This window comes from Vagococcus jeotgali, assembly GCF_035918315.1.
GTDB lineage: Bacteria > Bacillota > Bacilli > Lactobacillales > Vagococcaceae > Vagococcus > Vagococcus jeotgali.
Window position 1 is genome coordinate 589872 of sequence record NZ_CP142146.1, and the last position, 23146, is coordinate 613017.

A 23146-nucleotide genomic window follows, 5' to 3' on the forward strand; every position below is an offset into this window, starting at 1 on the left:
AAGTGAAGAGTAATGTATTCTATTTGGTTTTACGCATTAGTAGCGTGAATCAATTAATTAAATAATGAGGTGTGACAACAATTGACTAAACTAAACTATTCAGCAAAAGATATTTTACAAAAAGAATTTAAATCAAAAGTAAGAGGTTATGACCCAATTGAGGTAGACGAATTTTTAGACAATGTTATTAAAGATTATGAAACATATAATCAAGAATTATTAGCCTTAAAAGAAGAAAATCATCGTTTGGTTAATAAGGTAGATCAGTTAACACAAAATCAAGCAAGCTTATCAAGAATGAAACAAGAAACACCAGCAGCGACTAAAAATACATCTGTAACTAACTTTGATATTTTAAAACGTTTATCTAACTTAGAAAAACATGTTTTTGGTGGAAAGTTAGAAGAGAAGAAGATTGATATTACAGTAAACGAGCAAGTTAGAGCTCAAGGTGGTACCACACTAGATGAGGAATTAGTTAATCGCCAAGCAAGAGCTTCTTTAGCTAATGCCGTAGATAAGGTATTAAAAGGAAATGATGATTTAGATATGACTCGTCGCTTCTAACAACAGAATATGTATTGTAATTTTCGGATAACCGCAGCTTAAATTTTTAGGTTGAGGAAAGTCCATGCTCGCACAAGCTGAGATGCTTGTAGTGTTCGTGCTTAATGAAAAAATAAATTAAGGTGCCTCTTTTAAGAGGTAACGGCAGGAAAAAGTTGCTAAGGTCTTGAGACTATGCACGAGTATCCTTGAAAGTGCCACAGTGACGAAGTAACTTTAGAAATAAAGTTAGTGGAACGGGTAAACCCCTCGAGCGAGCAACCCAAACATATGGTAGGGGCATTTTTCTCAGGGAATTGAACTTAGAGGAAAAACAGATTTTTCTGTAGACAGATGGTTATCATCACTCAGTATTGACCTGGTAGTGAGTGATACAGAACATGGCTTATAGAAAATTACAACATCAGGTAGCCTTCCGATTTGATGGAGGGCTTTTTTTGTAATAAAAAAATAAAAAATAATGATAAATGGAGTAAAAAAAATGAAAGAATATAAATTAATTGCAACGGCTGCTAGTGGCATTGAGGCTCTAGTTGGAAGAGAATTAAAGGATTTAGGTATTCCTTGTGAAGTTGAAAATGGTCGTGCGATTTTTCATGGAGATTTAGAAACAATTGGAAAAGCTAACCTTTGGCTAAGAACAGCTGATAGAATAAAAATTGTTATAGGTGAGTTTGAAGCCATAACATTTGAATCACTATTTGATCAAGTTAAAGAACTGCCGTGGGAAGATTTTTTACCAATGGATGCAGAATTTCCGGTTTCAGGAAAATCAATCAAATCAACTCTTTTTAGTGTATCAGACTGCCAGGCTTTGACAAAAAAAGCGATTGTTAATCGTTTAAGTGACTACTATTCAAGATACGGGCGCCTACCAGAAACAGGTGCAAAGTTTCCAATTGAAATAGCACTATTAAAAGATAAAGTAACTATTACTCTAGATACAACAGGATCAAGTTTATTCAAGCGTGGTTATCGTTTAGAAAAAGGAGGGGCTCCTTTAAAAGAAAATATGGCAGCTGCCATTATTTCACTGACAACTTGGAGAAATAACCGCCCATTCTATGATCCGGTATGTGGTTCTGGAACATTTTGTATTGAAGCAGCTTTAATGGGTAGAAATATTGCACCAGGTTTACAACGAGACTTTTTATTTGAAGACTGGCCATGGGTAGATGATTCTATTATGTTAGAACTTAGAAAAGAAGCAAAAGCAGCGATTAATCATGAGGTTGAATTAGATATTTTAGGAACAGATATTGATCATAAGATGATTGAAATTGCTAAGGAAAATGCAAAAGCAGCTGGTGTTGCAGATGATATTTCATTTAAACAGATGCAATTAAAAGATTTTACAACAACAAAAGAATACGGTGTTATTGTAGCTAACCCACCGTACGGAGAGCGTTTAGGCGAAGAAGAAGAAGCTAGAAAAATTTATCGCCAAATGGGAAAAGTTTATAAAAAGTTAGATACGTGGAGTGTCTATGTTTTAACAAGTGATTTACACTTTGAAACATACTATAATTCTAAGGCAACGAAAAAACGTAAACTTTATAACGGAGCTATCAGAACAGATTTATTCCAATATTGGGGTAAAAGACCACCAAGAGTAAAAAGAGAGGAAGCTTAGTATGACAACAAAAGAACAAGCCTTTTTAGATTATTTAAAAGAGATTGCCTTAATTCGGGAAGCTGTTGGACTAGCTGAGTGGGATAGTCAAACTGGTATGCCAGAAATGGGTGCTAGCTACCGTGCTGAAATGTCTAGTTATTTAGCAGGTATGGCTTTTGAAAAAGCAACGAATGAGACAATGAAGGAATTCATGGATTATTTTGAAGCTAATACAGATGAATTAAGTGATTTTACTCGTTTAGTTTATGGTAAGGCACGGGAAGATTATGATTTAAATAATAATCTTCCACCTAAAAAATACCAAGCTTATTCTAAAGTGTTATCAAATGCTCATAGTGTATGGGCTAAGGCACGTGAAGCAAAAGATTATAGTATCTTTGAGCCTACATTAAAAGAAATTATTGATTATACAAAAGAGTTTATTCCTTTATGGAAAAAAGATGAGGTAACAAATTATGACGTGTTATTAAACATGTATGAGCCTGGTATGACAGTTGAAATCTTAGATGACGTCTTTTCCCAGGTGAGAGATGGGATTATTTCAATTAGAAAAGAAATCAGTGAAAGAGGAACAGTACCTAACACAGATTTTGTAAACCGTTTTGTTTCAAAAGAAAATCAAGAAGCATTTGTTAAAGACGTTGTTGAGCAATTAGGCTATGATTTTTCTCGTGGTCGTCTAGATGATACGATTCATCCATTTATGCTTAATTTAAATCGTAATGATGCCCGTATTACAACACGTTGGGATGAGTCTGATTTTACTATGGCTACTCTAGGTGTGATCCATGAAGCTGGGCATGGTATGTATGAGCAACAAGTTGATGCTAAATATGACTACACACCTCTTGCTGGAGGAGTATCTATGGGTATTCATGAGTCTCAGTCTTTATTTAATGAGATTATGATTGGTGGAAGTCAAGCATTTTGGTATAAACAATATCCTTTATTAGTTAGTTTAACTGGAGACACATTTACTGATATCACTAAAGAGGAATTTTATAAGGGATTAAAAGAAACAAAACCAAGTTTAATTAGAATTGAATCAGACTCACTGACTTACCCAATTCATATCATTATTCGTTATGAGATTGAAAAAATGATTTTTAACGGTGATGCTAAGGTAGAGGACTTACCAAAGATTTGGAATGATAAATACGAAGAATATTTAGGAATTAGACCTGATAATGATACAGATGGCATTTTACAAGATGTTCACTGGGCTGGTGGAAGCTTTGGTTACTTCCCTTCATATGCTCTTGGATATATGTATGCTGCACAACTTTATCATGCTATGAATAAAGAATTTGATGTAGAAGAAGTATTGGCAAGTGATGATTATTCACCAATTAGAGAGTGGTTAACTAAACATATTCATCAGTACGGAAGTTCTAAAAAACCAAATGAACTAATTATGGCAGCAACTGGGGAAACATTAAACCCTCAATATTTAATTGATTACATGCGTGAGTTGTATTTTAACGTATATGATATAACAAATTAATTTTATATAGTTTTTTGTTATATCATATGTTAAAATAACTTGAAAATGAAATTGTAAAAGTAGAGGGGAATAATAATGATATTAGGTGGAATTGAAGCAGGCGGTACTAAATTTATTTGTGCAATAAGTGATGAAAATATGGAAATCAAAGAACGTATCAGTATTCCAACGACAGCACCTGAAGAGACGATGTTAAATGTTTTTGAATTTTTTGACAAATATGATGTAGATGCTTTTGGGATTGGCTCTTTTGGACCAATTGATGTTAATCCTTCATCTGATACTTATGGTAATATTACATCTACTCCTAAAGTTGCTTGGCAACATTATCCGTTTCTAGATGTTATGAAAGATCGCTATGATGTACCTTTTAGCTTTACAACAGATGTTAATGCTGCTGCTTATGGTGAGATGAAAATGGGAGCAGCTAAGGGTAAGGGTAGTTGTATGTATATTACAGTAGGTACTGGGATTGGTGCAGGTATTGTTATTGATGGGGAAGTTATTCATGGTTTTTCTCATCCTGAGGCTGGACATATTTTAGTTAGGAGACATCCTGAAGATATGTTTGCAGGATTTTGCCCTTTCCACGGAGATTGTTTAGAAGGAATTGCAGCTGGGCCTGCCATTGGTAAAAGGTTTGATACTGACGCAAAAGACTTACCTAAACATCATATCTCTTGGGAAATAGAAGCATATTACTTAGCACAAGCTTTAGTTAATTACACATTAACAGTATCACCAGAGATGATTATCTTCGGGGGTGGTGTGATGAAACAAGATCAATTATATCCTCTAATCTACAAAGAATTTGAATCATTGATGAATGGTTATGTTGAAACGCCAAAACTATCTGAATATATTGTACCATGTCAACTAGAAGACAATGCAGGAATTATCGGGTGTTTACTTCTAGCAAAAAATGCTTATGAAACTAAATAAAAGAAAGTTTACAGAAAACATTTATTTTATATTGAGAATTGCTCAGTTTGGGAGTACAATGAGCCAATGAATATAGATATAGGAGGAATATCTAGTTGGTTAGTATGAAGAATAATATAAAAAAAATGAGTAGAAAAAAGTTAAATAACGTCCAATTTATTACTCTAATATTTTTATTACTTATTTTAATTGGAGCCTTTTTATTGTGGCTACCAATGAGTCAAAATCCGGGAGAAGATTTAAGTTTTATTGATGCATTATTTGTTGCAACGTCTGCTGTATGTGTCACAGGTCTTACTCCAATTAATATTTCAGAAGTGCTTAATACAACAGGGCACAGTATTATGTTAGTTTTATTTGAAATTGGTGGATTAGGATTTATGACTGTCGCTTTAATGATTGCTATTATGTTTCGAAAAAAAGTCTCACTTCAGTCAAGATTACTTATGAAAGAGATGATAAATTTTGATAATACAGGTGGAGTCGTTAGCTTGTTTAAATTTGTCATTAGCTTCTCTGTTAGTGTTCAACTAATTGGAGCTGTTTTATTAAGTATTAAATTTATACCAACATACGGTGTTATGACTGGTTTATACTTTGGACTATTCCACTCTATTTCGGCTTTTTGTAATGCAGGTTTCGATTTATTTGGAGATAGTTTGCTAAGCTTTCAACAAGATCCATTTGTTTTGCTAGTTATTTCTGGTTTGATAATTGCCGGTGATTTTGGATTTATTGTGTGGCATGATTTACTTTATTACAAAAAAGATAAACGTATGACTTTGCATACTAAAATTGCTTTGACTGTCACACTTAGCTTATTAGTAGGTGGAACTATTTTGTTTATGATAACGGACCGATTTTCACATATGCCTTTAGTAGATCAGATTGTTAATAGTTTCTTCTTAAGTGTGACACCTAGAACAGCTGGTTTTGCTTCCATCGATTATGGAAAAATGAGTTATGCTGGTATTATCTTAACTCTAGTATTAATGTTCATTGGTGGAACAAGTGGTTCAACAGCAGGTGGTGTAAAAACCACAACAATCGGTGTGTTACTAGTTCAATTGAAAAGCACATTAAAAGGACGTAATGAAGCAGAATTTCAAGGAAGAACTATCCCTAAGATGATCGTAATGAAATCATTTGTATTTTTCTTTTTTGCAGCAGTGATTTGTTTACTTAGTGCCTTAATTTTATCAATGACAGAATTTATACCTGAAAATTCAGGTATTGAGTATGTATTTTTTGAGGTAGTATCAGCTTTTGCTACTGTGGGCTTAACTATGGGCTTAACACCTGATTTAACTGTTTTTGGAAAGTTTTTAATTATGACATTAATGTTTATTGGTAGGGTTGGATTATATACTGTAATGTATGCTATATTAAGTAGAGATCCAAGTGATCATAATAATTATAGCTATCCAAAAGAAAGTGTCTTAGTAGGGTAATCTATCAAAGGAGATTCATACTTTTTTTGATTTGTTATTTAGGTTGTATAATTTTTGATGTGGATGAAGAAATTCATTCGCATCTATTTTTTTACAAAATAATAGAAACATACGAACTTTCCCGTTAAAATTAAAGTGACCAAACCAAATTTTAGAAAGGAAGATTCGTATGTCTCATAACCATTGTATTCGACTATCGCTAGATTTAAAAGATAAAAATATTTATTTCGATTCTATTTTTTGTGAGGAACAGCTTATTAAAGGGATAAGATCCAAGATTTATAAAGGTATTCTTACTTACACTCCTTCGGCTTGTCCTTGTTGTGGCATTAAAAATGAACAATTTTCTATTGTGAAAAATGGGTTTATTTCTTCTCGAATAAAGTGGTTAAGTGTGGCTCACTACCCAACCTATCTTTTATTAAAGAAACAGAGATTTCTTTGTCGTCATTGTGACTCCTCTTTTCTAGCTGAATCTTCAGAAATTGAGAAACATTGTTTTATCGCTAAAAGAGTGAAGCAATCAATTCTTATTGAGTTAAGTGATGCTATCTCGTTTAAAGATTTAGCTAAAAGACATTTTGTTTCATCAACAACGATTAATAGAATTTTAGTATCTGGTGGTAAAGACTTATCTAATCAATTTTTATATTTACCTCAAAACCTTTGTTTTGATGAATTTACTTCGGTTAAAAACAATAGTGGCAAGTACAGTTTTATTTTCTCTGATTCCTCTACACACCAAATTATCGATATTCTCATTGATAATAAAAAGCTAACACTAGAGAAACACTTTCTTAAGTACTCTCTAAAGGTTCGTCGCCAAGTAAAAACAATTGTCGTTGATATGAATGCAGCCTATTTTAAATTAGCCAAAAGGTTATTTCCTAATGCTGAGGTGATTATTGATCGCTTTCACTTAGTTCAACTTATCAGTCGCTCTTTAAACATAACTAGAATTAAGACGATGAATCGTTATCGCACATCGAATGTAACTGACATGAAAAATTATCGAAAACTAAAAAAATATTGGAAACTCTTTTTAAAAGATTCTAATGAATTGAATTATACAGATTATCGTTATCAGCGTTTATTTAAGAGTATTTTACCTGAAACAGATGTCATGGATTATTTACTTAGCTTAAACAAAGAGTTATCAGAAACTTATAAACTTTATCAAGAACTATTATACTGTAGTAAAAACAATGATTTTGACACTTTTTCTGATCTATTATTATTAGCTAACGAAGATATCTCTATTCCAATGAAAACCTCGATTCGAACACTAAAGAAGCATTTACCAAGAATTGAAAACACCTTTAAATACGCTTATTCAAATGGTTGTTTAGAAGGTTCCATAAACAAAATTAAATTAATCAAACGAATAGCTTACGGCTATAGAAATTTTCAGAACTATAAATACAGAATTTTACTTAGTTTTAAAGACAAACAAAAAAGCAGCAAAAACCATTCGGTTTCTGCTGCCTAAATTCACTTAATTTTACTCATCCACATCATTTGACGAAGAGCCGTTATTTAAATGATATTTTTTTGTTTTAAATAATCTTGTGAAAACAAGTTTATTCATATTGAAGGGGGAATTCTAAAATGTTAAATGAAGAGAATTTAAAAATTATAAAAGAGCATCCTGGATTTATAGCCGCAATGGACCAAGGTGACTTAACAACACCTAGCACGTTGAGAAAATACGGTATACCTGATGAAACTTATCAAACAGAAGAAGAGATGCATATGATTGTTCATGATATGAGAACAAGAATGGTCATTAGCCCAGAGTTTAATGCCAAGTATGTATTAGGTGTAATCTTATATAAAGATTCTTTGAACAGGCAAATTTATGGAAAAGATTTTCCAAATTATTTATGGGAAGAAAAAGAAATCTTGCCATTTTTAAAAATCGATCAAGGTCTGGCACCAAAGCAAAATGGCGTTCAGTTGATGAAGGATTTGACTGAGTATGATGAATTGATTGAACAGGCTAAAAAATATCCAATTATTGGTTTGAAAACTCGTTCTCTTATTGGTGCTGCTAATGAAAAAGGTATAAAAGATATCGTGAAGCAACAATTTGACATCGCTAAAAAAGTGTATAAAGATGGCTTCTTACCAGTTATTGAACCCAATATAGAATTACATATTCCAGACAAAAAACAGGCTGAAGTTTATTTAAAAGAAGAACTGCACCAAGCTATACGAGCACTTCCAAAGGATATGTTGATCACTATCAAGTTGACACTACCTGAAGAGGCTGATTTTTATCATGATTTAATAGAGTATCCTAATGTTGTTCGTATACTAGCTTCTTCAAGTGGATTAAGACAAACTGAAGCTGATAGAAAACTAAGTGAAAATCATGATATGATTGCTAGCTTTTCAAGAGCTTTAACTGAAGGATTGTCATATGAAGAAACAGAATTCGAATATGATTATCATTTAAAACAAACAATCCATGCTATTTATGACGCTTCAGACTATAAAGTTGATTAATTCGAAAGCCACCTAAACCAAAGGGTGGCTTTTTTTGATATACTATGACAAGAAAGAAAAAATTTGGAGGATGGATAGATGAAAACCTTAGTTGTAATGGCTCATCCAGATTGGCATCAATCAAACACGCAAACTTTTTTAAAAGAAGCTGTATTAAATATGGAAACAGTTTACTGGTATGATTTACAGAGTCATATGGAGCAGTTAAATGTCCCATTAGCTCAACAATTAATGAAAGAAGCAGATCGGATTATTTTTCAGTTTCCCATGTACTGGTATAGTGCGCCGTCTTCTTTATATTCTTGGTTTGAACAAGTATTAACCCCAGGTATATATAACTCAAAATTAAAAGGAAAAGAATTCGGTATAGTCGTTAGTACAGGGGTGTCAGAAAAACAATACACAGCTGGAGGAGGGGAACACTTTACATTTTCAGAATTCCTTAAGCCTTTTCAAGGAATTGCCTTAAAGTGTCAAATGGTGTACCTATCACCTTTTAGTATCTCTTTATTTGACTACCTATCAGACTTAGAAAAAAAACAGCTATTAATAAATTATCAACAATATCTGACTTTGAATCGTCAAGGTAGTTTTAAAGCTGAAGAACAATGGGTTATTAATCGTCTAAAAGCATTGTCTAAAAAAGATATGTTGAAAGACCCTGATCATCAATTAATGGGTATATTACAAATATTAGAAGAAAATCGAGATGACATAGATGATTTATCTGACACAATAGCACAGATGAGTGAGGAGTGAGTATATGAATCAACAATGGGGACTTGAACAAATCAAAATACTACAAGAAAAAGAGCAAGTTTATGAGATTGATGCCCTTTTAAAAGAATTAGAGCTAATCTTAATTGAACAATATAAGCGAAAAGAGCAGCTAGAAGGTCAATTAGATGGAACACTTTGGAGTCCAAATAAGTGGTAACTTTATCTTTTTTATGTTATTTGGTATGATGAATAAAATATAAAAATAATAGGTGAGGCAATGAAAATAAAATGGTATGTCCTAATATTTATGATAACACTAGGCATAGCTGGTTGTGGTAAAAATAATACACAAAACAGTGAAACAAATGATTTAAAAGAAACTGAGCCTACTGGGATGGTTGTTAAAGATCAAGAAGAAGAACGTAGTGATGTGATTAATAATGTTTTAGTTGGCAATACTAAAATTAGTTTTAACAATAAATCATATGATCAATTATCAAATGGTAATTTTACTCAAGAAACGTTATGGGGAGCATTTCAAAAAAAAGATAATCGGGATACTTATATCCAAATTAATGCTGCTGATAAAGAACAACCTATTTATGGTGAGATAAATGGTTATGAGCTTGAAGGGGTTAACTGGGACCAAGCAGAACAAGTTCAATACTTAGGTGTTCAAGAAGAGGCTATTCAGTCTAGTAAAGATAATAAAGCGATGATGTACAAAGCGAAAACCGGAGACATTATTTTTTCGGTGGCTATGTTTGGCAAAAAAGAACTAACTGATGAAGAAATATTAGAGCTTAAAGGGTTAGCAAAAGACATTAAAATTGAATACATTGATCAAGCAATCGGTGGGGAAGAGTGGTAGAGAAATCTATGGCTCTTTTTTGTTAAATTGTTGTCATCTTACTCGAATTTGTCACGAAATTGACATCTACTTGTAACGTTCATGTCCTATCATGAAGGAAAAGGGTTAAAAAGGAAAGTCAGGTAGGACGAGAAAGGAAATCTGTATGACATTAGAGATTAGAGGAGTATCTAAAACATTTAATGATATGTTAGTTTTAAATGATGTTGAGTTAGTATTTGAGCCAAATAAAATATATGGTTTGTTTGGACCAAATGATTCTGGTAAAACAACGTTACTAAGAATGATTGCTAACTTATGTTACCCTTCTGAAGGGTACATTGAGGTTGATGGTAAGGACTTAGCTAAGTTTCCAGCTATGGTTGAAAAAATATATTTTCAATCCCATGATAAAATATTTGCAAGAGAAGTTCCATTAAAGAAAATTATTAAAGATATGACGACATTTTATTCAACGTTTCACCCTAAAGTTTGTCATCAATTAATGGCTAAATATGATATTTCAGAAAAATTACATTTTTATCAATTAAGTTTAAGAGAAAAAGTTTTGTTTAGAAATTGTTTATCTATGAGTTTAGATGTAGATTATTTATTATTAGATGAGCCAGGTTTTTCACTAGATCCAACTTACCGTCATCATTTTTATAAAGATATGGAAGCCAGTATGGAGCGCTATCCAAAAACGATTATCTTATCAACTCATACTATTGATGAGGTACAAGATATCATTGATGATGTGATTATTTTAGAATCAGGTCAAGTTCTTGTTGCCAATGATGTAAAAGATGTTGTAGAACAAGCTTTTGCTATCGAAGGAAATGAACGTGATATCAGAGAATTTTTACATGGTAAAGATATTTTATTAGGTCAAGAATATGATAATGGTATCATTAGAGCTTATGTTCAAGCTAGTGCTAGTGATTTTGTTGGATATGATAATTTAAAAGTTGAGCAACTTGATCTACAAGACTTATTTATCCAACTAACAAGAAATGCATATAGAGAGGAAGTATCAGTCAGTGATCAATAAAAAAGGCGTTTTACAAGCACAGTTAATATCCTATATGAAAGCCTCGCTTGTGTTACTTATTGTCTATTTATTATATATTATCTTAAATATATCTTTACAAGCATACAATGGTGGAGCTATTGCTGTCAGTGGTATCCCGTATTTTTTTGCTACTTATTTCTTAGTTTATTCATTCATTAATTTGAAGCATCGTTTGACATATTTTAGTTATCATTCTTACACGAGAAAAAGTATCATAAATCAGACGATTGTCGTTCAGTTAATTATAAGTTTGATTGTCAGTATATTTTTTGAATTAGTTCATATTTTATATAAACAAATATTCTTTCTAAATGTATTTATTAGAGATGATTTGGTTAATACCATTTATTCTAGTGAATTGGTCCAAGAACCCATTTTAAAATTAGTTATTGATGTTTTATTTTTAACTTTAATCTTTTTTATGTTATTTCAATTAGCAAATCTTGTGACAGTTTTTATGTATCCATTGTCACAAAAACAAATTACAGTCGTTTTATTAGTTGTTTTAATACTTGTTTTACTTATTGGTATTGGTAGCCACTATTTACCTGAGACAGCAGTAAGAGTTATCTTGACCTTTATTAGTATGATTAGAGGTATCTCTCAACAGGTTGTTCCTGCTATTGTTGTTCCAACTATTATTAGTCTTATACTTAGTTTAATATGTTATCTGATAACATTACACAAGGCAAAAAAATTAGAAATCAGACGAATATTATCAATTGTGTAGTCCTTTTATGTTTATAAAAGGGCTTTTCTTTGCTAAAAAAACTGCTATAGGCTAGAATTAAATTAAAGGTACATAATAAAAGCAACCTCGGAGGTCCTATGGAAACAATAAAAACAATAGTAAATTTTAGAGATTTAGGTGGTATTACAACAAATGATGGTACAAAGGTCGTTCATCATCAATTTTTGAGAAGTGATGAAGTTGTTGACGTATCAGAAGCAGATAAAAAAGCATTAGTAGATACATATAAGTTAAAAGTTATTGTTGACTTTAGAAGTCAAAGTGAAGTAGAACAAGCTAAAGATGATGACATTCCAGGTGTTAAGTATGAGTATATTGACATATTAGCAGATGTAACAGGTAAAGGTGCTAGTATGGATGCTTTATTAAACCCAGAAGCTGGTGCTGTAGAATCAATGATGAAAATTTATGAAGAGCTTGTTATGAGTGAGTCAGCTCAAAAAGGTTATTCAGAATTTTTAAAAGCATTTATTGATCATCCAAATGAGACAACTCTATTCCACTGCTATGCAGGTAAAGACCGTACAGGTGTTGCTGCAGCCCTTATTTTATCGAGTTTAAATGTCTCTAGAAAAAATATTATGGAAGACTATTTAAAAACCAATGAGCTTAGAAAAGGTGCTAATGAGAAACTTTTAAAAGAATTAAAAGAAAAAGGTTTACCAGAAGCTCAAATTAAACAAGCAAGCATTATGTTAGATGTCGACCGTAAATACTTGGAGCATGCTTTTTCAACCATTGAAAAACACTATGGATCAGTATCAAACTATTTTGTTAAAGCTTTGAAACTAAATCATGGTTTTGAAGAACAAATGCAAAAGTTGTATACATATTAATAACAAAAATGAAAACTAGCTGACAATAAGCTAGTTTTTTTATATATTTTTTTTCGTTGTTCAATGTCTTATTTGTTTGGCTTAGTTGTAAAATCAAGTTAGCCACTCTAAAATAATAAAAAAACACCATGGTAAAAATTCGTGTATCATTGAAGTAACTACCCAACAACGAAAGGAATTTTTATCATGGTGAAAATTAAGAATAACACAAAGACATCTAGTTATAAACATCTTTCCTTAAAGGAAAGGCAGCTTATTGAAGTTTGGCATAATATGGGAGACTCTAATAGAGAAATTGGTAGACGATTAGGCCGACACCATCAAACAATAAGTAATGAGCTTAAACGAGGAACGACCACGCAAATCAAAGAAAATAAGAAACCTAAACAACTCTATTTTGCTGATACGGGGCAAGCTAAATACATAGAAAACAGGAAACGCTGTGGTTCGAAATCTAAGCTAGTTAGTGCTGTTGATTTTATTAATTATGCTTGTAAACAAATGATAGACTTTAATTGGTCACCAGATGCAATTGTTGGCTTTATCAAGTCTTTAGGGACTTGGGATAAACCTATTGTTTCTACTAAGACACTTTATAACTATATTGATAAAGGTTTTTTACCAGTCAGAAATCATCATCTCAAGATGAAAGTTAGACTATCACCTAAAAAGAAAAGAAGTCGTCAGCATAAAAAAGCTCTTGGAAAATCAATTGATGAACGACCTAGCAAAATTGATTCTAGACAAGAGTTTGGTCATTGGGAAATAGACAGTGTCATTGGTTCAAAATCTAAAGATGATAATGCTCTACTTACACTTGTTGAAAGAAAAACTCGCTACATGATTACTGTTGTTCTAGATGATCATACTGAAGAGTCTGTTAGTTACGCTATTAAACAGTTAAAATATGAGTTTGGAAGAGCCCGATTTAGTAGCATATTTCAATCGATTACTGCTGATAATGGCAGTGAATTTAGCTCACTTGATGATACTCTGCAACAAATGACTGATATCTACTTTGCTCACCCTTATTCATCTTGGGAACGAGGAACAAACGAAAGACATAATGGTTTATTACGGCAATTTGTTCCGAAAGGAACGCCTATCTGTCACTACTCAAAGCAGTTCATACAACTGGCTACTGAAAAAGTTAATCTTTTGCCGCGTAAAATTTTAGACTATAGACAACCAGCAACATTATTTTTAGAAGAAATTCAAAATCTAAAGATCAAAACATGTTGGTAAGTAAGGGGTTCAATAAAATAACACTGATATTTAGATATTTTTACCAGAGTGGCTAACTTAATGTTGCAATTTAGAGTCTTATTTGTTTGATAACAAAAATTTGTTTAATGTATGCTTAAAGTAAATATGATATTAAAAGGGGGATTATTGTGGAAAGCCTAGAGAATTTTAGAGATATTGGTGGTATCAAGACGATTGATGGTCGTACTGTTATAGAAAAACAATTTTTGAGAAGTGCTGAATTTGCTAATTTATCAAAAAGTGATATTAGTGAATTATTGAATGTGTTTGATTTAAAGTGGGATATTGACTTTAGATCAGCATTAGAAGTTAAACAAGTACCTGATGAGGTTATAGAGGGAGTAACATATGAACATCTTGATGTTATTGGAGCTAAAAATGATCAAGCAGCAGCTGTTCAGGCTAATATGACTAATCCTGATGTGAAGCTTGATGGAAAAAAAATTATGATTGAAGGTTACGAAGAAATGGTATCCTCAGAGTTTGGTCGTAAAGCTTACAGTGAATTTTTAACAGGTTTTTTGACTCACCCCAATGAAACAACATTATTTCACTGTACTGGCGGAAAAGAATAGGACAGGTATTGGAGTAGCGCTTATTCTCTCAAGTTTAAATGTTTCTCAAGAGTTAATTTTAGAAGATTATCTGAAAACAAATGAAGGTTTAAAAAATAGTGATAAAGTTAGTATGGAACAATATAAAAAAGCAGGATTAAGTGCTGAGAAAATTGATCAACTTGAGGAGATGTCAAAAGCAGATCCAACTTATCTTGAGGCAGCCTTCAATAAAATTAAGTCTGAATATGGTAATTTGGATAATTATTTCACTAAAGGTTTAGGATTACCCGCAGATTTTAAAGAACAAATGATGAAATTATATACAATATTAGCTTGAAATAAAACTTGAAGGAGGATGAAGAACAAATGCAAAATTTAATTAATTTCAGAGATATTGGTGGTATTAAAACACAAGACGCACGTACAGTAGTAGAAAAAAAATTTTTAAGGAGTGCTGTAGTTAATAATTTATCTCCATTGGATATTGATTCATTATTAAATGACTATCAATTAAAACATGATATTGATTTTAGATCAACTGGAGAAATTGAAAGTGACCCAGATGAAGCAATTGATACTGTGAGTTATAAACAAATTGATATTGCAGGACAAGATGAATCATTTTCAGCTCAAGATTTTGCTAAGTTAGCTAAGGTCGCTTCTAAAATCGATCCAAATAAAATCATGATTGACACATATAATCGCTACGTGACTTCAGAAACAGGGCGTAAAGGCTATCATGATTTCTTAATGGGATTTTTAGAACATCCAAATGAGACGACAATTTTCCATTGTCAAGATGGAAAAGATAGAACAGGTATTGGGGCAGCTCTAATTCTTTATAGTTTGAATGTCTCTCAAGAGTTAATTTTAGCAGACTACTTGAAAACTAATGAGGAGCGAAAAGCAGCCAATAAAGTTCAATTAGCAGAGTATGAAAAAGCTGGAGCAACTCCTGCAGAATTAAAAATTCTAGCTGTGACATTAGATGTTGATAAGAGCTATATCGAGGCAGCGTTTAAAACAATTGAATCAGAATATGGTTCAGTTGATAATTATTTGACAAAAGGTTTAGGTTTACCAAAAGATTTTAAAGAGCAAATGATTAACTTATACACAACAGCTTAAAGTTAGTAAATAGGGGAAGACTTAAATGTCAACCTCTATTTTTTTGTTCTAAAGTGAGTAAAAATTGTTTGAAATTTAATCCAGCAGAACTCTTACCCTGATAACCTGTTAGTTTACCATTTTTTCCAATGATACGATGGCAAGGTATTAAAATAGGAATGGGATTTTTTTTATTAGCTTGACCTATAGCCTGACAAGCTTTTGGACGGTTAATTTGTTCTGCAATTTCTTGGTAGAACATAGTTGATCCGTAGGGGACGTTAGTTAATTCTTGCCAGACGTCTTGCTGAAATTCAGTTCCTGAGTTAATATCCAGAGCTACAGTAAAAACCTGTCTTTGACCTAAGAAATACTCATCTAGTTCATTTAAACACTGCTTGATATGTAGATTTGTTACCGTCATTGAATTATTTAGTACGGACTTGTTTGATAGATCAATATCAATTCGTGTAATACCTTTATCTGAAGCTTGAATAGTTAAGACATAATCATTTATTTGATAAAACATTTTATCATCACCTCTAGTCTATCATATCGAATATGAAGGAATTATGGTAGTATAATTGTGTAAAGGAAGTGGTCTGATGCAAGAAAAAATACATCTCTTTCAAACGAATGATATCCACTCACATTTTGAGAATTGGCCTAAAATCAGACGCTGGTTAGAAAGAAAAAAAAGCTATGAGGCACAGGGAGAATCTGTTTTTTTATTTGATATTGGTGATTTTCTAGACAGAGAACATCCATTGACAGATGTAACTAATGGGTCTTCTAATATCGAATTAATGAATCAAGCAATGTATAGTGGTGTGACAATTGGTAATAACGAAGGAATTACAAATAGTAAAGAAGTCTTGAATCATCTTTATCAAGATGCCAACTTTCCAGTTGTTTTAAGTAATTTATTAGATAAACAAACACAAAAATATCCAAGTTGGCTGACACCAACTTTATATTTAAATACCAAGCAAGGAACCAAAATTGGTGTAATTGGTTTAACAGCACCTATGACATTAACTTATGAGCCTTTTGGTTGGCAAGTGTTGGAGGTAGATGAGGTGTTATCTCGTCTTGTTCCACAAGTTAGTCATACAGCTGATGTACTCATTCTCTTATCACACTTAGGGCTACCAGAAGACAAACGAATTGCTGAAAAATATCCAGAAATAAACGTTATAATGGGAGCTCATACCCATCAACTTTTGGCTAATGGTCTAAAAATAAATCAAACGATACTTGCTTCATCCGGTCGATTTGGTGAGTATGTGAGTGATATTACTATAGACTTGTTTGACCATAAGATTGCGAACATATCAGTAGATACATATAACACAATGACACTAGATGATGTGGATGATCAAAAAGAGATAAAAGAGTACTATAATAAAGGATATAGCTTGTTGAGCCAACAAAAAATTTGTTATCTTGATGAGTGGTTAGATAAAGAAGAATCATTAATAACCACAACTTTAACTGCTATGAAAGAAGTTAGTCATTGTGATGTGGCTATAGTTAATTCTGGGTTATTTTTAAAAAGTTTTGGACAAGGTATTGTCACAGCTAAAGATTTGCATGACAGCCTACCACATCCGATGAATCTTATTAAAGTAACTTTAGATGGTCAAAATTTAATTCGTTTAGCTAAAGAAATTGAGAAAAACAAAGATTTTCTAAGGCGATTTCCAGTAGTTGGGATGAAATTTCGAGGTAAGTATTTTGGTGAGATATGGTATGATGGTTTTGAGTATGACGCTAAAACCAAAAGTGCTTATTGGTGTGGTGAATTAGTTAAAAAAGATAAAAGCTACACATTTGTTACAGTTGATCACCTAGCTTTTCTCCCGTTTTTTCCAACGATAGAGATTGCAGGGGATATTAGTTTGTTAGGACCTAAGTTTTTACGTAATATCTTAGGGGAGTATTTAAAGAAAAAGAATCAGAGGTGTTAATGTAGTGAAAAAGAAACCAGAACAAAAAGAAGAAAAAGTAGAAGAGCTTGTTGTTGAAGAGGAAGTTGATGAGGTTCTCTTAGAGATGTTAAGTAAGTACCATCCAGATTCCTTTGCTCTTTCAGATGGGACATATCGCTTAGTCAAAGATTACCGAGAAGGGTTTGATTATGAGGCACTTATCAAACGCTACAACGATATTTTAGCTAAATATGATTATATAGTAGGGGATTGGGGATATGACCAGCTACGTTTGAAAGGTTTTTTTAAAGATGATTTTAAAGGAGCGCCAATCGATTCTAAAGTCGGTACTTTAGCAGATTACCTATATGAATATTGTAATTTTGGATGTGCCTATTTTGTTATTGAACAAATTGGTGATTTTAAAAGACGAGGGCGTTCTTCTCAAGGTGGAAAAAACCAAGGGAAAAACAAACAAACAGCTCACACCCATGAAAAAAAATATGATACTAAAAAAGGTAATAAAAAATCAAACTATAAAGGGAAACAATCTCAAAAGAATCAAGCTAAATCAGGAGCTGTGACTAAAAAGACGAAAACTAATCCAGCTCCAGCTAAATCTACTAAAAAAGCTAAACCAGAAAAATTAGATAAACGACATTTTACAATTAAAACAAAAGAAGATTAAGAGGTGATAGTTTTGACGTATAAAGGTTATTTAATTGATTTAGATGGCACTATTTATTTAGGTGATACCCTAATACCAGCTGGGAAAAAATTTATTGAAGCATTACAAGAAGATGCTATTCCTTTTTTATTTGTCACTAACAACACGACTAAAACACCTAAAAATGTTAAGAAGCGCTTGTCAGATTTATTTGGGATTGAAGTTGATACGAAGACTATCTACACAGCAAGCTTAGCAACCGTTGATTATATGGATGAAATGAACTTAGGTAAGACAGCTTATGTGATTGGTGAGGAAGGCTTAAGGGATGCTATCTATTCATCAGGATATATAGAGAACCAGGTAAATCCAGCTTATGTTATTGTTGGTCTAGATACTCATATTAGCTATGATAAACTTAAGATAGCAACGATTGCCATTCAAAATGGTGCTCATTTTATTGGGACAAATCCTGATAAAAATATACCAACAGATCAAGGTCTTTTACCAGGAGCAGGTAGTTTGATTGCTTTAATTGAAGTAGCGACCCAAACTAGGCCAGCTATTATTGGAAAACCATCAAGTATTATGATGACAAATGCTCTACGCCGAATTGGGCTAGAAAAGCAAGATGTGATTATGGTAGGAGATAATTATGAGACAGATATTAAAGCAGGTATTGATAATGGCATTGATACGTTACTTGTTTTAACTGGCTTTACACCAAAAGAAAAAGTAGCTAGTCTAGAGGAGGCACCAACTATAGTCCTTAATAGTCTAGATGAGTGGGTATTTTAGTTTGGAGAGGTTAAAGCAAGTGGTAGGTTTTATGATGTTGGTATTATGCTTATTGACACTAGCTATCACACTAACGATTCACGCCAGATGGTTATATGTTTATGATTTAAATCATTCTGATGTACTAGATTATGTTGATTTAAGTCCTGCTACTATACTAAAGAATTATGATCAATTACTAGATTATTTTAATTATCCTTGGATTAAGTATTTGAAGATGAGTGATTTTCCAACATCCAATTCTGGAGCATTTCATATGTTTCAGGTAAAAATATTATTTCAAGTTAATTATGTTGTGTTCATCATGAGTGCCATTTATAGTTTTTTTTATATATGGTATTTGAAAAAAACGAGTCAATTATGGACTTTAGTTACGCCGCTTAACTATTTACTTATATTACTAGGTATCGCTCTGTTTTTTGTAGCAGTAGGTTTTAATGAAGTGTTTATTTTGTTTCACAAAGTATTATTTTTTGGAAATGATGATTGGATATTCAATCCTTTAAAGGACCCTGTTATTTTAGCCCTACCACAAGAGTATTTTTTTCATTGTTTTATTTTATTTTTTAGTTTATTTATTATATTTATCCTATTATTTGTGTTTATTGGTAAGGTGGAATTTAAAAGGCTATCTAAAAAATATAATGGATAATATAAAAAGAGTTCCCATTCATTAAATTAAAATGTACCCTATAGATTGGACACGAAAAAAAGCGTGCCTTCTATGGGGTATTTTATATGATAAATAAAAAGGACGTGACTAAAATGGGTATTAATAAATTTACCACTGAAGAAATTGAAGAGTTAAAACAAAATCCATATGTCAAACGAGTGAGCAGTTCTTCGATAACTTACACAAAAGAATTTAAAGAATTATTTGTGCTCAAACACTCTGAAGGGCAGTTACCTCATCAAATTTTTAGTGATGCTGGATTTGATATTACTGTGTTGAAACAGCGTAGAATTAATACTGCCAGCCACAGGTGGCGCGAAAAAGCAAAACAAGGAGAAAATCTAGAAGATTTACGACTTGGCAATAGTGGTCGCCCAAGACACAAAGAGTTAACTGAAAAAGAAGAATTAAAACGCTTAAAAGCAGAAGTGGCTTATCTAAAAGCTGAAAATGATTTTTTAAAAAAGCTAGAACAAGCAGAGAGAGAGGCGATTTGGAAAGCAAACTCACGGTCCACGAAAAATTCGAAGTCATAAGAAGACTCAGAGAGAAACATCAGAAAGTAACACAGGTGAAGCACCTGTGCCAGCTAGCAGGAGTGTCTCGTTCGGGCTACTATCATTACCTCCAAACATGCTTAGAGGCCTCTATTAAAAATCACCAAGATTACTCAGACTATACCTTGATTCTAGAAGCATACCGATTCAAGAACCGAAATAAAGGTGCTCGTTTAATCAAGATGACATTAGAAAAATACTTTAATACAGTCATGAACCTAAAAAAGATTAGACGTTTAATGAAAAAATTTAATCTTGTTTGTCCTATCAGAAAAGCAAATCCTTATCGACGAATGGCAAAAACACTCGGCACTAGTAACCATCATCCAAACCATCTTAATCGCCAATTCAATCCACCAAAACCTAGAAAGATATTTTTGACAGATATCACCTATCTACATTATCAAAATAAGCATGCTTATCTTTCAACAATTAAAGATAGTTGTACAAAAGAAATTGTAGCTTATCGTGTTTCACCAAACTTAAAACTTGATTTTGTTTTAGAAACATTAGAAGATTTGACTCCGTATCTAACGAACAGAGAAGAGTCAACTGCTCTCATTCATTCTGATCAAGGATGTCACTATACATCCAATGGATTTCAATCGCGAGTGAAAGAACTAGGTTTAATTCAATCAATGTCCCGTAGGGGCAACTGCTGGGACAATGCACCGCAAGAATCCTTTTATGGTCATATGAAAGATGTGAATAGGTTACACTTAGTTGAACAATAAAGATAAGGTGTCTATACTTAATAAAAAACAAAGTAGGAGCTTATTTCATGACAACTAACAGAAAACCAAGACGGACCTTCAAAGAATCATTTAAGAAACAAATGGTGGAACTGCATAAATCAGGAAAACCTAGAAAAGATATTTTAAGAGAATATGACCTGACACCATCAACCTTTGATAAATGGGTAAAACAATATAATCAGTCAGGATCATTCAAAGAGAAAGATAATTTGACACCAGAAGAAAAAGAGTTGCGTGAATTACGAAAACTAAATAAAGAACTGATGATGGAGAATGATATTTTAAAGCAAGCGGCGCTGATATTCGGACGAAAGTAGAAGTTGTTAGGGAAAACAAAAAGAAGTATAGTGTATCAGCGATGTGTCGAAAATTAGAAATTTCTCGTGGGGCTTATTATTATGAAGTCAAAAGAAAAAAATCAGAAGCTATTGTTGAAAAAGCAGTCATTGAGTCATTTACAGATAGCCGTAACTCCTACGGAGCAAGAAGAATTAAAGATGATTTAAACGATCAAGGATTAATTGTTTCAAGAAGAAGGATACGACGAATCATGAATAAGTTTAATTTCATTTCAAGCTACACAACACTGAAATTTAAACCTCAAGCAACGACTAAAAATGAACAGAAAATCGATAATGTTTTATCACGTCAATTTGATAAAATGCAACCTATGGAAGCTTTAGTGACAGATTTAACCTATGTTAAAGTAGGCAAAAAGTGGCATTATGTCTGCTTTATTCTCGATTTGTTCAATCGAGAAATAGTTGGGCATTCTAGTGGTCCTAACAAATCTGTGGACCTTGTGCTACAGGCAATCGGAACGATTGAACAGCCATTAGATGATGTTGAAATTTTTCATACAGACCGAGGAAAAGAATTTGATAACCAAAGTATTGATGAATTATTGGATGTGTTTCAGATAAAACGGTCTTTATCACGTCCTGGCTGCCCCTATGACAACGCTGTGGCAGAAGCAACCTATCGAGCTTTTAAAATTGAGTTTATTTACCAACAATCTTTTGACTCATTGTTTGAACTACAATATGAGTTAATGGATTATGTCAATTGGTGGAACAAGTTTAGAAAACATGGCAAGCTTGGCTATCAATCCCCGATTAATTACCGTTTAGATTGGGAGTTGAAACAGGTTATTTAGCAGAACATAGAATAACTATCTAAATAAAATAAAGACCTTATAATTTTTGTACAGAAAAGTGTTGCCAATTCAATGAACTAAATCTTGACGCCTGTGTGACTTATGATGATGTTGTCACAGAAGTAGACGACTACATGGATTACTACAATCATTACCGTGGTCAGTGGACACTAAACAGAATGACGCCGCAGAGCTACTATGAATCGTTATGCACATAAAAAAGATGACTTCCTCTTTAGGAAATCATCTTGATGACAGACGAACTCTTTTTTATTATGTCCTTGACATAGGGTACATTTTAAATTGCTGAATGGGAACTCTTTTTTATAATGTTTATTCAAAGGCTTCATTAGGTTTTGAATGAGCTAACCTGCTGGCGGCAGATGCTGCAATAGCTCCGACAATATCATCTAGAAATGTATTAACTTGATTATCATCATGGGCATTTAACTTTTCTAAAATTCCTGGCTTAACTTTATCAATGTAGCCATAATTTGTAAAACCAATTGAGCCGTAAACATTAACAATGGATAAGGCCATAATTTCATCAATTCCATACAGGCTTTCGTCTGTGTCGACAATTTCTTGTAAAGGTTGTAACAATTCACCTTTTTCAGCTGAGATATCTAATTGGATTCCTGTTAGAATTGCATTTTGGACTTCACGTTTATCCAGAACAGCTTCAACATTTTCCATACAAATATCTAAAGTTAAGTCAGGAACATATTTTTCTTGTAAGAAAAATACTAATTCCCCAATATCTTTAATTGAAACGCCTCGCTCGATTAATAATCTTCTTGCAGTAGCTCTTAATGTTTCTTGTTTAACAGTCATATGTCTTT

At 32.5% G+C, this 23146-nt stretch carries 27 protein-coding genes and 1 other RNA gene; 26 read left to right on the top strand and 2 right to left on the bottom strand.

Annotated elements, in window-relative coordinates:
* Positions 1-81 precede the first annotated feature (81 nt).
* The 18 genes from gpsB to VSF34_RS03115 all read left to right on the top strand — a co-directional run bounded on the left by gpsB (position 82) and on the right by VSF34_RS03115 (position 15788).
* Positions 82-567, top strand: a complete 486-nt coding sequence (gene gpsB / locus VSF34_RS03030) for a cell division regulator GpsB (RefSeq protein WP_326717616.1) — start codon at positions 82-84, stop codon at positions 565-567.
* Between the two features lie 19 nt (positions 568-586).
* An RNA gene (rnpB, locus tag VSF34_RS03035) (RNase P RNA component class B) lies at positions 587-960 on the top strand.
* A gap of 88 nt (positions 961-1048) precedes the next feature.
* A complete protein-coding gene (locus tag VSF34_RS03040; protein WP_326717617.1) occupies positions 1049-2200 on the top strand; it encodes a THUMP domain-containing class I SAM-dependent RNA methyltransferase in 1152 nt (383 codons plus the stop codon).
* Position 2201: 1 nt separating this feature from the next.
* Positions 2202-3707: a carboxypeptidase M32 gene (locus VSF34_RS03045; RefSeq protein WP_326717618.1), complete on the top strand. Its 1506-nt coding sequence runs from the start codon at positions 2202-2204 to the stop codon at positions 3705-3707.
* A gap of 75 nt (positions 3708-3782) precedes the next feature.
* The gene (locus VSF34_RS03050; RefSeq protein ID WP_370659269.1) at positions 3783-4649 is read left to right on the top strand and encodes an ROK family protein; all 867 of its coding nucleotides are present in this window, start codon (positions 3783-3785) and stop codon (positions 4647-4649) included.
* A gap of 104 nt (positions 4650-4753) precedes the next feature.
* Positions 4754-6100 carry a TrkH family potassium uptake protein gene (locus tag VSF34_RS03055; protein WP_326718010.1) on the top strand — a complete coding sequence of 449 codons (1347 nt, stop codon included), beginning with the start codon at positions 4754-4756 and terminating at the stop codon, positions 6098-6100.
* Positions 6101-6269: 169 nt separating this feature from the next.
* Positions 6270-7589, top strand: coding sequence for an ISL3 family transposase (locus VSF34_RS03060; RefSeq protein WP_326717619.1), 1320 nt, complete (start codon positions 6270-6272; stop codon positions 7587-7589).
* 119 nt (positions 7590-7708) lie between these two features.
* The gene (locus tag VSF34_RS03065; RefSeq protein WP_326717620.1) at positions 7709-8608 is read left to right on the top strand and encodes a beta/alpha barrel domain-containing protein; all 900 of its coding nucleotides are present in this window, start codon (positions 7709-7711) and stop codon (positions 8606-8608) included.
* 78 nt (positions 8609-8686) lie between these two features.
* A complete protein-coding gene (locus tag VSF34_RS03070) occupies positions 8687-9367 on the top strand; it encodes an NAD(P)H-dependent oxidoreductase (RefSeq protein WP_326717621.1) in 681 nt (226 codons plus the stop codon).
* Between the two features lie 4 nt (positions 9368-9371).
* The gene (locus VSF34_RS03075; RefSeq protein WP_326717622.1) at positions 9372-9545 is read left to right on the top strand and encodes a hypothetical protein; all 174 of its coding nucleotides are present in this window, start codon (positions 9372-9374) and stop codon (positions 9543-9545) included.
* Positions 9546-9635: 90 nt separating this feature from the next.
* Entirely contained in the window at positions 9636-10199 is a 564-nt protein-coding gene (locus VSF34_RS03080; protein ID WP_326717623.1) for a hypothetical protein, read from the top strand.
* A 145-nt stretch (positions 10200-10344) separates the two neighbouring features.
* Positions 10345-11229 (top strand): ATP-binding cassette domain-containing protein, encoded by an 885-nt coding sequence (locus VSF34_RS03085; RefSeq protein WP_326717624.1) that lies wholly within the window; start codon positions 10345-10347, stop codon positions 11227-11229.
* Positions 11219-11980, top strand: a complete 762-nt coding sequence (locus VSF34_RS03090; protein WP_326717625.1) for a hypothetical protein — start codon at positions 11219-11221, stop codon at positions 11978-11980. Before VSF34_RS03085 ends, VSF34_RS03090 begins: the two co-directional genes overlap by 11 nt.
* 98 nt (positions 11981-12078) lie before the next feature.
* On the top strand, positions 12079-12837 hold the full coding sequence (locus VSF34_RS03095; RefSeq protein ID WP_326717626.1) for a tyrosine-protein phosphatase: 759 nt from the start codon (positions 12079-12081) through the stop codon (positions 12835-12837).
* Positions 12838-13023: 186 nt separating this feature from the next.
* Positions 13024-14082: an IS30 family transposase gene (locus tag VSF34_RS03100; RefSeq protein WP_326716671.1), complete on the top strand. Its 1059-nt coding sequence runs from the start codon at positions 13024-13026 to the stop codon at positions 14080-14082.
* Positions 14083-14231: 149 nt separating this feature from the next.
* Positions 14232-14678, top strand: a complete 447-nt coding sequence (locus VSF34_RS03105; RefSeq protein ID WP_326717627.1) for a tyrosine-protein phosphatase — start codon at positions 14232-14234, stop codon at positions 14676-14678.
* Positions 14638-14997, top strand: a complete 360-nt coding sequence (locus tag VSF34_RS03110; protein ID WP_326717628.1) for a tyrosine-protein phosphatase — start codon at positions 14638-14640, stop codon at positions 14995-14997. Before VSF34_RS03105 ends, VSF34_RS03110 begins: the two co-directional genes overlap by 41 nt.
* Before the next feature lie 29 nt (positions 14998-15026).
* Positions 15027-15788 (top strand): tyrosine-protein phosphatase, encoded by a 762-nt coding sequence (locus VSF34_RS03115; protein ID WP_326717629.1) that lies wholly within the window; start codon positions 15027-15029, stop codon positions 15786-15788.
* A gap of 28 nt (positions 15789-15816) precedes the next feature.
* Here VSF34_RS03115 and VSF34_RS03120 read toward each other — a convergent pair whose 3' ends face one another.
* On the bottom strand, positions 15817-16296 hold the full coding sequence (locus VSF34_RS03120) for a methylated-DNA--[protein]-cysteine S-methyltransferase (protein ID WP_326717630.1): 480 nt from the start codon (positions 16294-16296) through the stop codon (positions 15817-15819).
* Positions 16297-16372: 76 nt separating this feature from the next.
* Between VSF34_RS03120 and VSF34_RS03125 the strand changes: the two genes are divergently transcribed.
* From VSF34_RS03125 to VSF34_RS03160, 8 genes are all read left to right on the top strand, one after another.
* Positions 16373-17737, top strand: coding sequence for a bifunctional metallophosphatase/5'-nucleotidase (locus tag VSF34_RS03125; RefSeq protein ID WP_326717631.1), 1365 nt, complete (start codon positions 16373-16375; stop codon positions 17735-17737).
* 4 nt (positions 17738-17741) lie between these two features.
* Positions 17742-18386, top strand: a complete 645-nt coding sequence (locus VSF34_RS03130; RefSeq protein WP_326717632.1) for a YutD family protein — start codon at positions 17742-17744, stop codon at positions 18384-18386.
* Between the two features lie 12 nt (positions 18387-18398).
* Positions 18399-19163 (top strand): TIGR01457 family HAD-type hydrolase, encoded by a 765-nt coding sequence (locus VSF34_RS03135; protein WP_326717633.1) that lies wholly within the window; start codon positions 18399-18401, stop codon positions 19161-19163.
* Between the two features lie 34 nt (positions 19164-19197).
* A complete protein-coding gene (locus VSF34_RS03140) occupies positions 19198-19815 on the top strand; it encodes a TIGR01906 family membrane protein (protein ID WP_326717634.1) in 618 nt (205 codons plus the stop codon).
* An 86-nt stretch (positions 19816-19901) separates the two neighbouring features.
* Positions 19902-20372 (top strand): HTH domain-containing protein, encoded by a 471-nt coding sequence (locus VSF34_RS03145; protein ID WP_326717635.1) that lies wholly within the window; start codon positions 19902-19904, stop codon positions 20370-20372.
* Positions 20330-21127 carry an IS3 family transposase gene (locus tag VSF34_RS03150; RefSeq protein WP_326717636.1) on the top strand — a complete coding sequence of 266 codons (798 nt, stop codon included), beginning with the start codon at positions 20330-20332 and terminating at the stop codon, positions 21125-21127. The genes VSF34_RS03145 and VSF34_RS03150 overlap by 43 nt, the downstream gene beginning before the upstream one ends.
* A 47-nt stretch (positions 21128-21174) precedes the next feature.
* A protein-coding gene (locus VSF34_RS03155) for an IS3 family transposase (protein ID WP_326717637.1) occupies positions 21175-22304 on the top strand; the annotation gives its coding sequence in 2 pieces (ribosomal slippage) (positions 21175-21463 and positions 21463-22304; 1131 coding nt in all).
* A gap of 95 nt (positions 22305-22399) precedes the next feature.
* Positions 22400-22522, top strand: coding sequence for an IS3 family transposase (locus tag VSF34_RS03160; protein ID WP_326717638.1), 123 nt, complete (start codon positions 22400-22402; stop codon positions 22520-22522).
* Positions 22523-22637: 115 nt separating this feature from the next.
* Here the strand turns inward: VSF34_RS03160 and VSF34_RS03165 are convergent, their stop codons facing one another.
* Positions 22638-23138 (bottom strand): phosphatidylglycerophosphatase A family protein, encoded by a 501-nt coding sequence (locus tag VSF34_RS03165; RefSeq protein WP_326717639.1) that lies wholly within the window; start codon positions 23136-23138, stop codon positions 22638-22640.
* Positions 23139-23146 lie beyond the last annotated feature (8 nt).

What these genes read in the sequence shown, in the direction of transcription:
- VSF34_RS03040 (WP_326717617.1), top strand. Translation starts at nt 1,049, where the DNA reads ATGAAAGAATATAAATTAATTGCAACGGCTGCTAGTGGCATTGAGGCT.
- VSF34_RS03045 (WP_326717618.1), top strand. Translation starts at nt 2,202, where the DNA reads ATGACAACAAAAGAACAAGCCTTTTTAGATTATTTAAAAGAGATTGCC.
- VSF34_RS03050 (WP_370659269.1), top strand. Translation starts at nt 3,783, where the DNA reads ATGATATTAGGTGGAATTGAAGCAGGCGGTACTAAATTTATTTGTGCA.
- VSF34_RS03055 (WP_326718010.1), top strand. Translation starts at nt 4,754, where the DNA reads ATGAAGAATAATATAAAAAAAATGAGTAGAAAAAAGTTAAATAACGTC.
- VSF34_RS03060 (WP_326717619.1), top strand. Translation starts at nt 6,270, where the DNA reads ATGTCTCATAACCATTGTATTCGACTATCGCTAGATTTAAAAGATAAA.
- VSF34_RS03065 (WP_326717620.1), top strand. Translation starts at nt 7,709, where the DNA reads ATGTTAAATGAAGAGAATTTAAAAATTATAAAAGAGCATCCTGGATTT.
- VSF34_RS03070 (WP_326717621.1), top strand. Translation starts at nt 8,687, where the DNA reads ATGAAAACCTTAGTTGTAATGGCTCATCCAGATTGGCATCAATCAAAC.
- VSF34_RS03075 (WP_326717622.1), top strand. Translation starts at nt 9,372, where the DNA reads ATGAATCAACAATGGGGACTTGAACAAATCAAAATACTACAAGAAAAA.
- VSF34_RS03080 (WP_326717623.1), top strand. Translation starts at nt 9,636, where the DNA reads ATGATAACACTAGGCATAGCTGGTTGTGGTAAAAATAATACACAAAAC.
- VSF34_RS03085 (WP_326717624.1), top strand. Translation starts at nt 10,345, where the DNA reads ATGACATTAGAGATTAGAGGAGTATCTAAAACATTTAATGATATGTTA.
- VSF34_RS03095 (WP_326717626.1), top strand. Translation starts at nt 12,079, where the DNA reads ATGGAAACAATAAAAACAATAGTAAATTTTAGAGATTTAGGTGGTATT.
- VSF34_RS03100 (WP_326716671.1), top strand. Translation starts at nt 13,024, where the DNA reads ATGGTGAAAATTAAGAATAACACAAAGACATCTAGTTATAAACATCTT.
- VSF34_RS03110 (WP_326717628.1), top strand. Translation starts at nt 14,638, where the DNA reads ATGAAACAACATTATTTCACTGTACTGGCGGAAAAGAATAGGACAGGT.
- VSF34_RS03115 (WP_326717629.1), top strand. Translation starts at nt 15,027, where the DNA reads ATGCAAAATTTAATTAATTTCAGAGATATTGGTGGTATTAAAACACAA.
- VSF34_RS03120 (WP_326717630.1), bottom strand. Translation starts at nt 16,296, where the DNA reads ATGTTTTATCAAATAAATGATTATGTCTTAACTATTCAAGCTTCAGAT.
- VSF34_RS03125 (WP_326717631.1), top strand. Translation starts at nt 16,373, where the DNA reads ATGCAAGAAAAAATACATCTCTTTCAAACGAATGATATCCACTCACAT.
- VSF34_RS03140 (WP_326717634.1), top strand. Translation starts at nt 19,198, where the DNA reads ATGTTGGTATTATGCTTATTGACACTAGCTATCACACTAACGATTCAC.
- VSF34_RS03145 (WP_326717635.1), top strand. Translation starts at nt 19,902, where the DNA reads ATGATAAATAAAAAGGACGTGACTAAAATGGGTATTAATAAATTTACC.
- VSF34_RS03165 (WP_326717639.1), bottom strand. Translation starts at nt 23,138, where the DNA reads ATGACTGTTAAACAAGAAACATTAAGAGCTACTGCAAGAAGATTATTA.